The organism is [Acidovorax] ebreus TPSY (genome assembly GCF_000022305.1).
Lineage (GTDB): Bacteria > Pseudomonadota > Gammaproteobacteria > Burkholderiales > Burkholderiaceae_C > Diaphorobacter > Diaphorobacter nitroreducens.
This window is the reverse complement of the sequence record NC_011992.1, coordinates 290,861-303,661: the sequence shown is the minus strand read 5'-3', so window position 1 is coordinate 303,661 and position 12,801 is coordinate 290,861. Positions and strand designations below refer to the sequence as shown.

Sequence of the window (12,801 nt, the reverse complement as noted above, 5' to 3'; positions counted from 1 at the left end):
CTGACAAGCGCCAGCAGCTATTATTTAAATAGCGATCAAGGCGCCTGCAACGACGCAGCCGGATCGTCCGCATCCAACAGTTGCTGCGCCCACTCGCCCAGCTTGCGCGCGTCGGCGCGCAGCACCTCCTGCTTGACGGCCAGGATCTGCGCCGGCTGCATGGAGAAGCTGCGCAGGCCCAGGCCCAGCAGCAGCCGGGTCATGGCGACATCGCCCGCCATCTCGCCGCACACGCTCACGCTCTTGCCCTGGCGCGCGCCCTCCGCGATCACGTCGGCCACCAGCCGCAGCACGGCCGGGTGCAACGGGTCGTACAGGTGGGCCACGGCCTCGTCCGCGCGGTCGATGGCCAGCGCGTACTGGATCAGGTCGTTGGTGCCGATCGAGAGAAAGTCGAAGTAGCGCAGGAACTGGCGCACCATGAGCGCAGCGGCCGGCACCTCGATCATGGCGCCCAGCTGCACCGCACCGTAGGCAGCGCTGCGTGCGTCCAGCTCCGCGCGCGCCAGGTCCACCTGGGCCAGCGTCTGCCGGATCTCGCTCACATGCGCGAGCATGGGGAACAGCAGCCGCACCGGGCCGTGTGCCGCCGCGCGCAGCACCGCGCGCAGCTGGGTGCGGAACATGGCCGGATCGGCCAGGCTCCAGCGGATGGCGCGCAGGCCCAGCGCCGGGTTGAGCGAACTGTCCTTGTACCCCTTGTCCAGCGGCTTGTCGGCGCCCACATCGACGGTGCGGATGGTCACGGGCAGGCCCTGCATGCCCTCCACCGCCTCGCGGTAGGCGCGGTACTGCTCCTCCTCGTCCGGCAGGCGGCCGCTGCGGCCCATGAACAAAAATTCGCTGCGAAACAACCCCACGCCCGCCGCGCCCGCGCGCAGCGCGGCACCCGCATCACCGGGCTGCTCGATGTTGGCCAGCAGCTCAATGGCCTGTGCATCCAGCGTGACGGCCGGCGTGTGGCGCAGCCGCATGAGGCGCTCGCGCTCCAGCGTGATCTGGCGCTGGCGAAAGCCGTATTCCGCCAGGATGATCGGCGTGGGGTCGACGATGACCACGCCGGCATCGCCGTCGATGATGACCCAGTCGTCCTGTCGCACCAACTGGCTGGCGCTGCGCGCACCCACCACGGCGGGGATGTCCATGCTGCGCGCCACGATGGCCGTGTGGCTGGTCTTGCCCCCCACGTCGGTCACGAAGCCGGCGAACACGCTCTGCTTGAACTGCAGCATGTCGGCCGGCGACAAATCGTGCGCCACCAGCACCAGCGGCGCATCGGCCGCGCCGCCCAGCAGGAACTCCGCCTCCGCACCCGCCTCGGCCTGGCGACGGGGGGCGGAGGGCGGCGGCGCGACGGGGCTGGCCACGCCGCGCATGTGGCGCAGGATGCGCTCCACCACCTGCTCCAGGTCGGCCTTGCGCTCGCGCAGGTAGTCGTCCTCCATTTCGTCGAACTGGCGACTGATGATCTCCAGCTGCGTGGTCAGCGCCCACTCGGCGTTGTAGAGGCGGTCGGTGATCCAGTGCTTGACGCCGTTGACCAGCATCTCGTCCTGCAGCAGCATCAGGTGCACGTCCAGCAGCGCGGCCAGCTCGGGCGGCGCGTCGTGCGGCATGTCGGCCTGCAGGCGCTGCAGCTCCTCGGCCACCGCGTCCCGTCCGCGGCGCGCACGCAGAATCTCTGCCTCGACCTGGCCGGGCTCGATGAAGTAGTGCACCACCTCCATGCGGCTGGATACCGCGAGCACCGCCCGCCCGATGGCGATGCCGCGCGCGACAGCCAGACCGTGGATGGAGAAGGTCATGCGTGCCTCGCCTGCGGTTTATTCGCCCTCGCCGAACTTGCCATCGATGAGCGCGACAAGCGCATCCATGGCTTCCTGCTCCTGCGCGCCATCGGTCTCGATCTCGACCTCGGACCCCATGCCCGCCGCCAGCATCATCACCCCCATGATGCTCTTGGCATTGATGCGGCGCTCTCCCTTGCTCATCCAGACGTCGCAGGGAAAACTGCCCGCCATCTTGGTGAGCTTGGCGGAGGCGCGGGCATGCAGGCCCAGCTTATTGCTGATGGTGATGTTCTTCTTGATCATGAGACGGACGTCGGTTTTGATTCTGCGGCGCGGCCGCGCCCACCTGCATCACGCCCTGCGTGCCACCCACGAGGGCGCGTGCCACCAGCGCATCCAGCGGCTCGCTACGGTAGCTCACGGCGCGCAGCAGCATGGGCAGGTTCACGCCCGCCACCAGGCGGGACTGCAGGCCGTCCACCAGCCGCTGGGCCACGTTGCAGGGCGTGGCGCCGAACAGGTCGCTCAGCACCAGCACCGAGGCCTCGCCCTGCTGCTCCATCAGCGCGCGGGCGGCCAACAGCGTGGCCTCGGGGGCCTCATGGGGCGGCACGTCCAGCGCCAGCACCTCCTGCCAGCAGTCGGGGAACACGTGCAGCGCGCACTCACGCAGCGCATGGGCCAAAGGGGCGTGGGCGATGATGAGAAGGCGCGTATTCATGGGGTACTGCAGTGCAGTGCATTATCACCGTGCCCGCGCCGCGCCATGAACCATGCATAGGCCCCCGCCGTGCAGGCCAGGTGCAGCGCCATGGCGGCCCGGTAGGCGCGCGCCATGTCCAGCCCGGCGGCCACGAACGCGTCCACCGCCAGGCCAATACCCCATTGCACGGCAAACACCCCCGCAAAGATCACCAGGTTGTACGCCGACAGCGCGCGCCCCGCCAGCGCCTGCGGGAACGCCAATGCCACCGCGGGCTGCGACAGAGCCACGCTGGTGCATGACACGCAATACAGCGCCCAGGCCGCGGCGCCCGCACGTCCGCCCGCCAACACAATGCCCGCCAGCACCAGCAGCGACAGCGGCAAACTCGCGGCCATTACCGGGTCGGCCCCGCCCACGCGGCGCAGCAACCACGGGCTGGCCATGCCCCAGGTCCAGAAGGTGATCAGCATGCTCACATTGATCCAGAACAGCCCGGTGGCGGCCTGCAACGGCGTATAGCCGGCCACGTGCTGCATCCAGGGCGCGGCCCACAGCGTCTGCACCGCGACCATGCCGCCATAGCAGAAGAAGCCCAGCGGCGCCGTGCGCAGGAAGTACGGATGGCGCCACACCTGTGCATAGCCCGTTTCTACGCCTGCTCCCGACTCTGCCGGCGCCTGCGGCCAGCGCGGCACGCCCAGCGCCAGCAGCGCCATGGCCAGCACGATGAGCGCCGCCAGCCCCCAGAACAACGGGCGCCACCCTGCCAGTGGCAGCAGCCACTGCACCGGCAGAGTGGACGCCACCATGCCCAGCGAACCGGTCATCAGCATCCAGGAGTTGGCGCGCAGCTGCGCACCAGGCTCCAGCCAGCGCCGGAATCCCGTGAGCGGAGCCATCAGGCAGGCGCTGACGCCCGCGCCGCACAGCATGCGCCCCGCAAGCAGCCCCGAGAAGCCCGTGGCCCAGGAGAACACCAGGCACCCCGCCACCGCCACGCCCAGAAAGCCCAGCAGCACCACGCGCGGGCCGTGACGATCCAGCCACCGGCCCAGCGGCAGTTGCGTGAGCGAGAAACCCAGGAAGTAGCCACCCGCCAGCAGCCCCAGGTCGCGCGCGTGCAACTGGAACTCGGCCTCCAGTGTGGGCGCCAGAGTGGCGGTGATCGCGCGCAACAGCGCCGAGATGAAGTAGGTGAACGCAAAGGCCAGGAAGACGACCACGGCCGTGCGCCGCGTGAGCACGCTCATGGCTGCAGCGCCAGGCTGGCGAAGAAGGTGTCAGCCGCCGTGGCCGTCGTGCGACGCGGCGCATAGACCGCCGCGTGGTACAGACGTGCCTGGCCGCCCTCCAGGCGCGCGAACCACACGGCATCGACGGTGACGGCCGAGCCGCCGGGCGCCTGGCCCTGCGCCTGCAGCCGCACCGACTGCGGCACAGCCAGCGCGCGCGTGGGCACGAAGGCGACGGGCGCAGCCGGCTGCGAAGCGCGCATGCCGGCCTGTACGGCCGCCTGCCAGCGCGCCAGCATCGCCCCGGCCTGCGCCGCTTCGGCCAGCGGCATGTGGGATACGGCGAAGGTGGCGCCGTCGGCCTCGCAGCCGACCATGGCGAGCGGCACGGCGCCCGTGCCCAGGTCCACGGGCCGGCTCGCATACTCGGGCTTGCAGGGCAGCGTCAGCGCCAGGCCGGCGTCGGGCAAGGTGACGCTGCGCCAATTCAGCGCAGGGCTGCAGGCGGCCAGCGCCAGCATGCTGGCCGCGAAGGCCAGGGTCAGGAGACGGCGCGCGCCGGCAGGAGCAAGGGTCATGTGCCTGATTATTCCCAGCGCCGCCCTGGCTGGCTGCTGGCGGTTGCCCCTCTAGACGGCGCACGGTATGGACCCCAGGGCTTTGCGCTGGCGCAAACCGCGCGCTCGCGGCCGGCCGTCCGGTGAACTTACCGCCTTGCTGGCAATCCCATGGTGGCGAGTGCTGGAACGCCCCGCGCGGCACAATCCCGTACCTATCGCGTCAAACACACGAACGGCCACCCGAACGGTGGCCCACACGGAGTACCTGGTTATGCAGATCAAGAAATGGCTGGCGGCGGGCGCCCTGGTGGCGGGCGCTGCCGTGGGCGCCGTGGTGGTGCTGGGCTCTGGCACGTCCCAGGCACCGCAGTCCACGTTCGTTCTGCTCGACGGTTCGCAGCAGACCACCGCCGACCTCAAGGGCAAGGTGGCGCTGGTGAACTTCTGGGCCACCAGCTGCACCACTTGCGTGGCGGAGATGCCCGAGATCGTCGCGACCTACGACAAGTACAAAGGCCAGGGCTTCGAGACGCTGGCCGTGGCCATGAGCTACGACCCGCCGAGCTACGTGGTCAACTTCACCGAGACGCGCAAGCTGCCGTTCAAGGTGGCCATCGACAACACCGGCGCCGTGGCCAAGGCCTGGGGCGACGTGAAGCTCACCCCCACCACGTACATCGTCAACAAGCGCGGAGAGATCGTGAAGAGCTACATCGGCGCACCCGATTTCGAGGAGCTGCACAAGCTCATCGAACGCCTGCTGGCCGAAGCCTGAGGCACCTTTCTTCAGAAAAAAGGCCGATTTCCTGAACGAAATCGGCCTTTCGCGCTTATACAGCAAGCGCTAGCAGCTACTAGTTCAATAGCGCATCAACGTGCGCGGTAGGCGTCGTGGCACGCCTTGCAGGAATTGGCCGCCGGGCCGAACGCGGCCTTCAGGTTGTCCAGGCTGCCCGTCTTGGCGGCGGCGGCCAGCTTGGCGGCCTCGGCCTGGAATTTGTCGGCATGCTCCTGGAACTTGGCCTGTTCGGTCCACACGCCGGGCTTGGCCTTGGTGGGCGCGCCCTTGTCCGTGCCGGGGCCGAAGCCGGCCCACGGCAAAGCGGCCAGGGCGGCGACGGTATCGGCATTCTCTTGCGCAGCCTTCGCGTCGAACGGCACGCGGCCATTGGCCATAGCGCCGATGCGGCCGAAATGCTGTCCCATCACGAACAGCGCACCCTGGCGGTACTTGATGGCATCTTCTGGCTTGGCGAACTGGGCAGCGGCGGGCAGCGACACCAGCGTGGCGGCTGCTGCGGTGGCGGCAAGAGCGAGGGCTTTGATTGGCATGGAATGCACCTTGTCGTGGGGAAGGGAATGGCTGCGGCGACGGCTGGACGCCCTGCGCCGGCGCGCAGTATGGCGCGGCCGCGTGACACCGTGGCCGCAAGCGCCCGAAGGGCAGTCGGATATAGCCCGCCGGGGGCACGCTGGGCACAATAGCCGCGTCCTCCGCTCCCCCGCTTCACCATGCCGCACACCGTACGCATCTGGGATTTGCCGACCCGGCTGTTCCACTGGTCGCTCGCCGTGACCACCGTCGCCCTGGTCGTCACCGCCAAGCTGGGCGGCAACGCCATGCAGTGGCATCTGCGGCTGGGCTACGTGATGCTGGCGCTGCTGGCCTTTCGCCTGGCCTGGGGCCTGGTGGGCGGACGCTGGTCGCGTTTTGCGAGCTTCCTACCCACACCCGCGCGCCTGCGCAGCCACTTCGCCAACCAGGAAGGCAAGGTGACCAGCCCCGGCCATTCGCCGCTGGGCGCACTGTCGGTCTTTGCCCTGCTGGCGGTGCTGCTGGCCCAGGTAGGCACCGGCCTGCTGAGCGACGACGAGATCGCCTTCGCTGGTCCGCTCACGCGCTTCGTTTCTGGCGAGTGGGTATCGCAGGCCACTTGGTATCACAAGGACGTGGGCCAATTCCTGCTGTTGGGGCTCGTCGCGCTGCACCTGGCGGCGATTGTTTTCTACGCCCTGGTGCGCCGTCAGGCCCTGGTGGGCGCCATGGTGCACGGCGATCGTCAACTGCCCGGGGCCACACCCGCGTCGCGCGACGATGCGCTCAGCCGCGCAGGGGCGGCCCTTGTGGCGGCTCTGAGCGCGCTGCTGGCCTGGTGGGTCGCCAGCCTGGGGGCTTTTTGAGTGCCCACAGCGGTGCGGCTACACTGGCCCCTGCCTTTTTCATGCCGGATTCTTTCTGCACAGTGGACCATTCCCCTGACGTTACGCTGCTGAGCCCCGCCCTGCCCCACGAGATGCACGTGGTGCGCGACATCTTCCAGGAATATGCCGACAGCCTGGACGTGGACCTGTCGTTCCAGAACTTTGCGCAGGAACTCGCCACCCTGCCGGGCGAATACGCGCCGCCGCGCGGCCATATCCTGCTGGCCGAGGTGGAGGGCAGCATTGCCGGGTGCTGCGCCCTGCGGCCGCTGGACACCGCCGACTACCCCAACGCCTGCGAGATGAAGCGCCTGTACGTGCGCAAGGCGTTCCGCGGCTTCGGCCTGGGGCGGCAGTTGGCCGAGGCCATGCTGGACCAGGCACGGCAGGCCGGCTATGCCTGCGTGTTGCTGGACACGCTGGACGGCATGGAATCGGCGCGTGCGCTGTATTCCGAACTGGGCTTCGAGGAAATACCGCCGTACTACCACAACCCCCTGCCGGGTTCGCACTACCTGAAAGCGGAAATTTACTAGCCTTTTAGGCCTCTAGCGCTTATCTAGAAAGCGTTAACAGCTATCCAAATAATAGCAAAGCCGCCCACATCTCGCGACGGGGCGGCGTTTCGCCTGCGGCGTGGTGCCAGCACCGGAGCCCTCCGATACCAGCGCCAGCGGCGTCAGCCCTTGGCCTGGCCGAGCAGCGTAGCGGCGTCGCTCACCTCGAACTTGCCCGGCGCCTCGACGTTCAGGGCAACCACCTTGCCGTCCTTGACCAGCATGGAATAGCGGTTGCTGCGCAGGCCCAGGCCCTTGCCGTTCAAGTCCAGCGTCAGACCGGTGGCCTTGGCGAAGGCTGCGTCGCCGTCCGCCAGCATGCGCACCTTGCCATCGGTCTTCTGGTCGCGCGCCCACGCGCCCATCACGAAGGCATCGTTCACCGACAGGCACCAGATCTCATCCACGCCGGCAGCCTTCAGGTCGCCCGCCTGCTCCACGTAGCCGGGCACGTGCTTGGCCGAGCAGGTGGGCGTGAAGGCGCCCGGCACCGCGAACAGCGCAATCGTCTTGCCCGCGGCGGCCTTTTGCACATCCACCGGGTTCGGGCCGAGGCTGCAGCCATTGCCCTCGACTTCCGAGTACTCCATCAGTGTGATGGCGGGCAGCGTGTCGCCGACTTGGATCATGAGAATCTCCTTGCTGGGTTGGAGGGCCCCGGCAGGATCTGCGGGCCCCAAAAAGAAAAACGACCCACATTGTGGGTCGTTTCTCGGAGGCGCGCAGACGGCGTCTGCGAAGGCTTAGAGCAGCCCGGCCTTTTGCACCAGGCGCGTGGCCACCCAGTTCTTGGTCTTAGAGAGCGGACGGCTCTCCGTGATCTCGATGGTGTCGCCCATCTTGTACTCGCCATTCTCATCATGGGCGTGGTACTTGCTCGACTTGATCATGATCTTGTCATAGATGGGGTGCTTTACACGGCGCTCGACCAGCACGGTCACGGTCTTGGCGCGCTTGTCGCTGACCACCTTGCCAACCAAGGTGCGCTTGAGGGATTTTTTAGCTTCCGTCATGTCGGCTCCTTACTTGGCGGCTTGCTTTTCAGCAAGAATGGTCTTGGCGCGGGCGATGTCGCGGCGCGTGGCCTTCAGCGTGGCAGTGTTGCCCAGCTGTTGCGTGGCCTTTTGCATGCGCAGGCCGAAATGGGCCTTTTGCAGCGATTTGATTTCGGCTTCCAGGCCGGCCACGTCTTTTTGGCGGAGTTCAGCAGATTTCGTCATGTTGATTTCTCCTTAGGCGCCAATCTGACGGGCAACGAACGTGGTGCGCAGCGGCAGCTTGGCGGCAGCCAGGCGGAACGCTTCACGGGCCAGTTCTTCAGGCACGCCAACGATCTCGAACACCACCTTGCCGGGCTGAATCTCAGCCACGTAGTACTCGGGGTTGCCCTTACCGTTACCCATACGCACTTCAGCGGGCTTGGTAGAGATCGGCTTGTCGGGGAACACGCGGATCCAGATACGGCCACCACGCTTGACGTGGCGGGAGATCGCACGGCGTGCGGCCTCGATCTGGCGGGCCGTCAGACGGCCACGGTCCGTGCACTTCAGACCGAAGTCACCGAAAGCCACCGAATTGCCACGCGTGGCAACGCCGGTGTTGCGGCCTTTTTGCTCCTTACGGAACTTGCGGCGAGCAGGTTGCAGCATGTTTATTCTCCTTTACCGTCCGCCGCTGCGGCAGCGGGCGCGCTCTTGACGCGCTTAACGGAATCGCCACCAGCGCCGGCAGGCTTGTCGCTACCGTCGGCAGGGGCTGCATTGGTGCCCATCGGGCGGCGGCCGCCACGGCCAGCACCGGCGCGGTCGCCTGGGCGGCCATCGCGGCGTGGGCCACGGGGCCGGCGCTCTTCTTCAGGACGCGGCGTCTCGGCGGCGGGCAGGTCGTTGCGGCCCAGCGTGTCGCCCTTGTAGACCCACACCTTCACGCCGATCACACCATAGGTGGTCTTGGCTTCGGAGGTGCCGTAGTCGATGTCGGCGCGCAGGGTGTGCAGCGGCACACGGCCTTCGCGGTACCACTCGGTACGGGCGATTTCGATGCCGTTCAGACGGCCCGAGGACATGATCTTGATGCCCTGGGCGCCCAGGCGCATCGCGTTCTGCATGGCGCGCTTCATGGCGCGGCGGAACATGATGCGCTTTTCCAGCTGCTGGGTGATCGAGTCGGCGATCAGCTTGGCATCGATTTCGGGCTTGCGCACTTCTTCGATGTTCACGGCGACAGGCACGCCCAGGCGGGTTGCGAGTTCCTTCTTCAGGTTCTCGATGTCCTCGCCCTTCTTGCCGATCACCACGCCGGGACGTGCCGAGAAGATCGTGATACGGGCGTTCTTGGCAGGACGCTCGATCAGGATGCGCGACACGGCGGCGTTCTTCAGCTTGGCCTTCAGGTACTCGCGCACCTTGATGTCTTCGGCCAGCATGCCGGCGAAGTCACGGTTGCTGGCATACCAGCGGCTGGCCCAGTTGCGGCTTACAGCAAGGCGGAAGCCGGTAGGATGGATTTTCTGTCCCATATTCTTCCTTTAGGCCTCAGTTACCCACGGTCACGTAGATGTGGCACGTGGGCTTGCTGATGCGGTTGCCGCGACCCTTGGCGCGCGCGGTGAAGCGCTTGAGCGTGGTGCCTTGCTCGACGAAGATGGTCTTGACCTTCAGGTCGTCGATGTCGGCGCCGTCGTTGTGCTCGGCGTTGGCGATGGCGGACTCCAGCACCTTCTTGACGATCACGGCAGCTTTTTTCTGCGTGAAGGCCAGGATGTTCAGGGCTTGGTCCACTTTCTTGCCGCGGATCAGGTCAGCGACCAGGCGACCCTTGTCCACCGACAGACGGACGCCCCGGAGGACTGCACGTGTTTCAGACATGGTCGTTCCTTACTTCTTCTGGACTTTTTTGTCCGCGGGGTGACCCTTGAAGGTGCGCGTCAGGGCGAATTCGCCCAGCTTGTGGCCCACCATCTGGTCGGTGACATAAACCGGCACGTGCTGCTTGCCGTTGTGCACGGCAATGGTCAGACCGATGAACTCGGGCAGAACCATGGAGCGACGCGACCAGGTCTTGACTGGCTTCTTGTCCTTGGTAGCAATGGCCTTTTCGACCTTGGCGACCAGGTGATGGTCAACAAACGGACCCTTTTTGAGAGAACGAGTCATTTGCTACCCCTTACTTCTTGCGACGCGACACAATCATCACTTGTGTGCGCTTGTTGTTGCGGGTGCGGTAGCCCTTCGTCAGGTTGCCCCATGGGTCAACAGCATGACGGCCCTCGCCGGTACGGCCCTCACCACCACCGTGCGGGTGGTCGATCGGGTTCATGGCAACGCCACGCACCGTGGGACGGATACCCATCCAACGCTTCACACCGGCCTTGCCCAGTTGGCGCAGGCTGTGCTCTTCGTTGGCGACTTCGCCGATCGTGGCGCGGCACTCGATGTGGATCTTGCGCACTTCGCCGGAACGCATACGCACCTGGGCGTACACGCCTTCGCGGGCCAGCAGCGTGGCCGACGTACCAGCGGAGCGGGCGATCTGCGCACCGGCACCGGGCTTGAGCTCGATGCAGTGGATGGTCGAGCCCACGGGAATGTTGCGGATCGGCAGCGTGTTACCGACGCGGATCGGCGCCTCGGAGCCGCTGACGATCGTGGCGCCCACTTCCAGGTTGCGCGGAGCAATGATGTAGCGGCGCTCGCCGTCGGCGTAGCACACCAGGGCGATGTGGGCCGTGCGGTTCGGGTCGTACTCGATGCGCTCCACCTTGGCGGGGATGGCGTCCTTGTTGCGACGGAAGTCCACCACGCGGTAGTGGTGCTTGTGGCCACCGCCCTTGTGACGGGTGGTGATGTGACCGTTGTTGTTGCGGCCGGCCTTCTGGAACTGGGGTTCCAGCAGACCTGCAAACGCTTCACCCTTGTACAGGTGGTCACGCGAGATCTTCACCGTGCCGCGCTGGCCCGGGGAAGTCGGTTTGATCTTGATAACGGCCATGGTTTACGCAGCCTCCCCGGACAGGTTCAGCTCTTGACCTTCCTTCAGCAGCACATAGGCCTTGCGCACGTTATCGCGACGGCCCATGGTCTTGCCAAAGCGCTTGGTCTTGCCTTTGGTGTTCACCACAGAAACGCCCTTCACTTCCACCTTGAACATGAGTTCCACGGCGGCCTTGATCTCGGGCTTGGTTGCGTTCTGCAGCACCTTGAACGTCACAGCATTGGACTTCTCGGCAACCATGGTGGCCTTTTCGGACACGATGGGAGCGACCAACACTTGCATCAGACGACCTTCGTCAAACTTGAGCGTGCTCATGCGAACATCTCCTTGAGTTTGTCGATCGCGCCCTTGGTGACGAGCACTTTCTTGTAGTGCACCAGCGACACGGGATCTGCATAACGCGGCTCGGTCACGAACACGTTCTTCAGATTACGGGATGCCAGGTACAGGTTTTCGTCCACTTCATCGGCGATCACCATCACCGATTGCAGGTTCATGGCCTTGAACTTGTCGGCCAGGACCTTGGTCTTGGGCGTATCAAGCTTCAGGGAGTCCACCACAGCCAGACGGCCTTCACGGGCCAGCTGCGACAGGATGGAAGCCATGCCAGCGCGGTACATCTTCTTGTTGATCTTCTGCGAGAAGTTTTCTTCAGGCAGGTTCGGGAAGATGCGACCGCCCCCACGCCACAGAGGCGAGGAGGTCATACCGGCACGTGCATTGCCAGTACCCTTTTGCTTGAAAGGCTTCTTGGTCGAGTGCTTGACCTGCTCGCGGTCCTTCTGGGCGCGCGTGCCTTGACGGGCGTTAGCCTGGTAAGCGACGACGATCTGATGGATCAGGTCTTCGTTGTACTGACGGTCGAACACGGTCTCGGGCACGTCCACCTTGGACGCTGCCTGGCCCTGTTCATTCAGGAGTTCGAGCTGCATTAGTTCGCTCCTTTGGAAGCTTGCGCCTTGACAGCCGGACGCACCGTGACGAACCCACCCTTGGAGCCCGGAACAGCGCCCTTGATCAAGAGCAGTTGGCGTGCTTCGTCGATGCGAACCACGTCGAGGTTTTGCGTCGTGACGGTGACGTCACCGAGGTGACCCGTCATCTTCTTGCCAGGGAACACGCGACCCGGATCCTGCGCCATACCGATGGAGCCAGGAACGTTGTGCGAACGGCTGTTACCGTGCGAGGCGCGCTGCGAACCGAAGTTGTGGCGCTTGATCGTGCCGGCGAAGCCCTTACCGATCGAGGTGCCCTGCACGTCGACCTTTTGGCCCACGGCGAACACATCAGCCACGGGCACAGCAGCGCCAGCGGCGTACTTGCCTGCGACTTCGGGGGTCACGCGGAATTCACGGATGATTTCACCGGCTTCGACACCCGCCTTGGCGAGGTGGCCAGCTTCAGGCTTGGTCACGCGAGATGCCTTGCGCGAACCGAACGTGACCTGCAGGGACACGTAGCCATCGTTCTCTTGGGTTTTCACCTGGGTCACGCGGTTGTTGGACACATCCACCACCGTGACGGGCACTGCGTCCCCGTCATCGGTGAACAGACGCATCATGCCCACCTTGCGGCCCAGCAACCCGAGGGAGTTGCTCAGACTCATTGGTTGTTCTCCAAAACTTCCGCCGCCCCGACTTCAATTGGCCAGAACGTTTGCACGACGGGCGCTGGCCTCGACGGCTTGCACCTATGTGCGCGAAAGAAGGTTGATAAAACTCCGCATCACGCATCCAAAATTGGACGCAAAAACGCGAAGCC

At 65.6% G+C, this 12,801-nt stretch carries 20 protein-coding genes; 3 read left to right on the top strand and 17 right to left on the bottom strand.

Annotated features, from left to right (window positions below):
• Nucleotides 1–35: 35 nt before the first annotated feature.
• Genes ptsP through DTPSY_RS01420 form a run of 5 tightly spaced genes read right to left on the bottom strand, consistent with a single transcriptional unit; the run spans nt 36 to nt 4,306 of the window.
• Nucleotides 36–1,805: a phosphoenolpyruvate--protein phosphotransferase gene (ptsP, locus tag DTPSY_RS01440; RefSeq protein WP_012655372.1), complete on the bottom strand. Its 1,770-nt coding sequence runs from the start codon at nt 1,803–1,805 to the stop codon at nt 36–38.
• An 18-nt stretch (nt 1,806–1,823) separates the two neighbouring features.
• On the bottom strand, nt 1,824–2,093 hold the full coding sequence (locus tag DTPSY_RS01435) for an HPr family phosphocarrier protein (RefSeq protein ID WP_012655371.1): 270 nt from the start codon (nt 2,091–2,093) through the stop codon (nt 1,824–1,826).
• Entirely contained in the window at nt 2,062–2,511 is a 450-nt protein-coding gene (locus DTPSY_RS01430; protein WP_012655370.1) for a PTS sugar transporter subunit IIA, read from the bottom strand. Before DTPSY_RS01430 ends, DTPSY_RS01435 begins: the two co-directional genes overlap by 32 nt.
• Complete coding sequence (locus DTPSY_RS01425) at nt 2,508–3,746, bottom strand: MFS transporter (protein WP_012655369.1); 1,239 nt, start codon at nt 3,744–3,746, stop codon at nt 2,508–2,510. Before DTPSY_RS01425 ends, DTPSY_RS01430 begins: the two co-directional genes overlap by 4 nt.
• Nucleotides 3,743–4,306, bottom strand: coding sequence for a hypothetical protein (locus DTPSY_RS01420; RefSeq protein WP_012655368.1), 564 nt, complete (start codon nt 4,304–4,306; stop codon nt 3,743–3,745). Before DTPSY_RS01420 ends, DTPSY_RS01425 begins: the two co-directional genes overlap by 4 nt.
• Nucleotides 4,307–4,559: 253 nt before the next feature.
• On the opposite strand from DTPSY_RS01420, the gene DTPSY_RS01415 reads away from it, so the two are divergent.
• Nucleotides 4,560–5,063 (top strand): TlpA disulfide reductase family protein, encoded by a 504-nt coding sequence (locus DTPSY_RS01415; protein ID WP_011803756.1) that lies wholly within the window; start codon nt 4,560–4,562, stop codon nt 5,061–5,063.
• Nucleotides 5,064–5,158: 95 nt separating this feature from the next.
• Here the strand turns inward: DTPSY_RS01415 and DTPSY_RS01410 are convergent, their stop codons facing one another.
• The gene (locus tag DTPSY_RS01410; RefSeq protein WP_012655367.1) at nt 5,159–5,620 is read right to left on the bottom strand and encodes a c-type cytochrome; all 462 of its coding nucleotides are present in this window, start codon (nt 5,618–5,620) and stop codon (nt 5,159–5,161) included.
• 180 nt (nt 5,621–5,800) lie between these two features.
• Between DTPSY_RS01410 and DTPSY_RS01405 the strand changes: the two genes are divergently transcribed.
• Complete coding sequence (locus DTPSY_RS01405; protein WP_012655366.1) at nt 5,801–6,469, top strand: cytochrome b/b6 domain-containing protein; 669 nt, start codon at nt 5,801–5,803, stop codon at nt 6,467–6,469.
• Nucleotides 6,470–6,510: 41 nt separating this feature from the next.
• A complete protein-coding gene (locus tag DTPSY_RS01400) occupies nt 6,511–7,026 on the top strand; it encodes a GNAT family N-acetyltransferase (protein WP_012655365.1) in 516 nt (171 codons plus the stop codon).
• A 143-nt stretch (nt 7,027–7,169) separates the two neighbouring features.
• On the opposite strand, the gene DTPSY_RS01395 is transcribed toward DTPSY_RS01400, so the two are convergent.
• The 11 genes from DTPSY_RS01395 to rplC form a co-directional block, all read right to left on the bottom strand.
• Nucleotides 7,170–7,676, bottom strand: a complete 507-nt coding sequence (locus tag DTPSY_RS01395) for a peroxiredoxin (RefSeq protein WP_012655364.1) — start codon at nt 7,674–7,676, stop codon at nt 7,170–7,172.
• A gap of 114 nt (nt 7,677–7,790) precedes the next feature.
• The gene (gene rpsQ, locus DTPSY_RS01390; RefSeq protein ID WP_011803751.1) at nt 7,791–8,060 is read right to left on the bottom strand and encodes a 30S ribosomal protein S17; all 270 of its coding nucleotides are present in this window, start codon (nt 8,058–8,060) and stop codon (nt 7,791–7,793) included.
• Between the two features lie 9 nt (nt 8,061–8,069).
• The gene (gene rpmC, locus DTPSY_RS01385; protein WP_011803750.1) at nt 8,070–8,267 is read right to left on the bottom strand and encodes a 50S ribosomal protein L29; all 198 of its coding nucleotides are present in this window, start codon (nt 8,265–8,267) and stop codon (nt 8,070–8,072) included.
• 12 nt (nt 8,268–8,279) lie between these two features.
• The gene (gene rplP, locus DTPSY_RS01380; protein ID WP_011803749.1) at nt 8,280–8,696 is read right to left on the bottom strand and encodes a 50S ribosomal protein L16; all 417 of its coding nucleotides are present in this window, start codon (nt 8,694–8,696) and stop codon (nt 8,280–8,282) included.
• 2 nt (nt 8,697–8,698) lie between these two features.
• Nucleotides 8,699–9,565, bottom strand: a complete 867-nt coding sequence (rpsC, locus tag DTPSY_RS01375; RefSeq protein WP_012655363.1) for a 30S ribosomal protein S3 — start codon at nt 9,563–9,565, stop codon at nt 8,699–8,701.
• A 16-nt stretch (nt 9,566–9,581) separates the two neighbouring features.
• Nucleotides 9,582–9,914, bottom strand: a complete 333-nt coding sequence (gene rplV, locus DTPSY_RS01370) for a 50S ribosomal protein L22 (protein ID WP_011803747.1) — start codon at nt 9,912–9,914, stop codon at nt 9,582–9,584.
• A gap of 9 nt (nt 9,915–9,923) precedes the next feature.
• Nucleotides 9,924–10,202 (bottom strand): 30S ribosomal protein S19, encoded by a 279-nt coding sequence (gene rpsS, locus DTPSY_RS01365; RefSeq protein WP_011803746.1) that lies wholly within the window; start codon nt 10,200–10,202, stop codon nt 9,924–9,926.
• Between the two features lie 10 nt (nt 10,203–10,212).
• Nucleotides 10,213–11,037, bottom strand: a complete 825-nt coding sequence (rplB, locus tag DTPSY_RS01360) for a 50S ribosomal protein L2 (RefSeq protein ID WP_012655362.1) — start codon at nt 11,035–11,037, stop codon at nt 10,213–10,215.
• A 3-nt stretch (nt 11,038–11,040) separates the two neighbouring features.
• Nucleotides 11,041–11,355 carry a 50S ribosomal protein L23 gene (rplW, locus tag DTPSY_RS01355; protein WP_011803744.1) on the bottom strand — a complete coding sequence of 105 codons (315 nt, stop codon included), beginning with the start codon at nt 11,353–11,355 and terminating at the stop codon, nt 11,041–11,043.
• The gene (gene rplD, locus DTPSY_RS01350; protein WP_011803743.1) at nt 11,352–11,972 is read right to left on the bottom strand and encodes a 50S ribosomal protein L4; all 621 of its coding nucleotides are present in this window, start codon (nt 11,970–11,972) and stop codon (nt 11,352–11,354) included. Before rplD ends, rplW begins: the two co-directional genes overlap by 4 nt.
• Nucleotides 11,972–12,646 (bottom strand): 50S ribosomal protein L3, encoded by a 675-nt coding sequence (gene rplC / locus DTPSY_RS01345; protein ID WP_011803742.1) that lies wholly within the window; start codon nt 12,644–12,646, stop codon nt 11,972–11,974. The genes rplD and rplC overlap by 1 nt, the downstream gene beginning before the upstream one ends.
• Between the last annotated feature and the right edge of the window lie 155 nt (nt 12,647–12,801).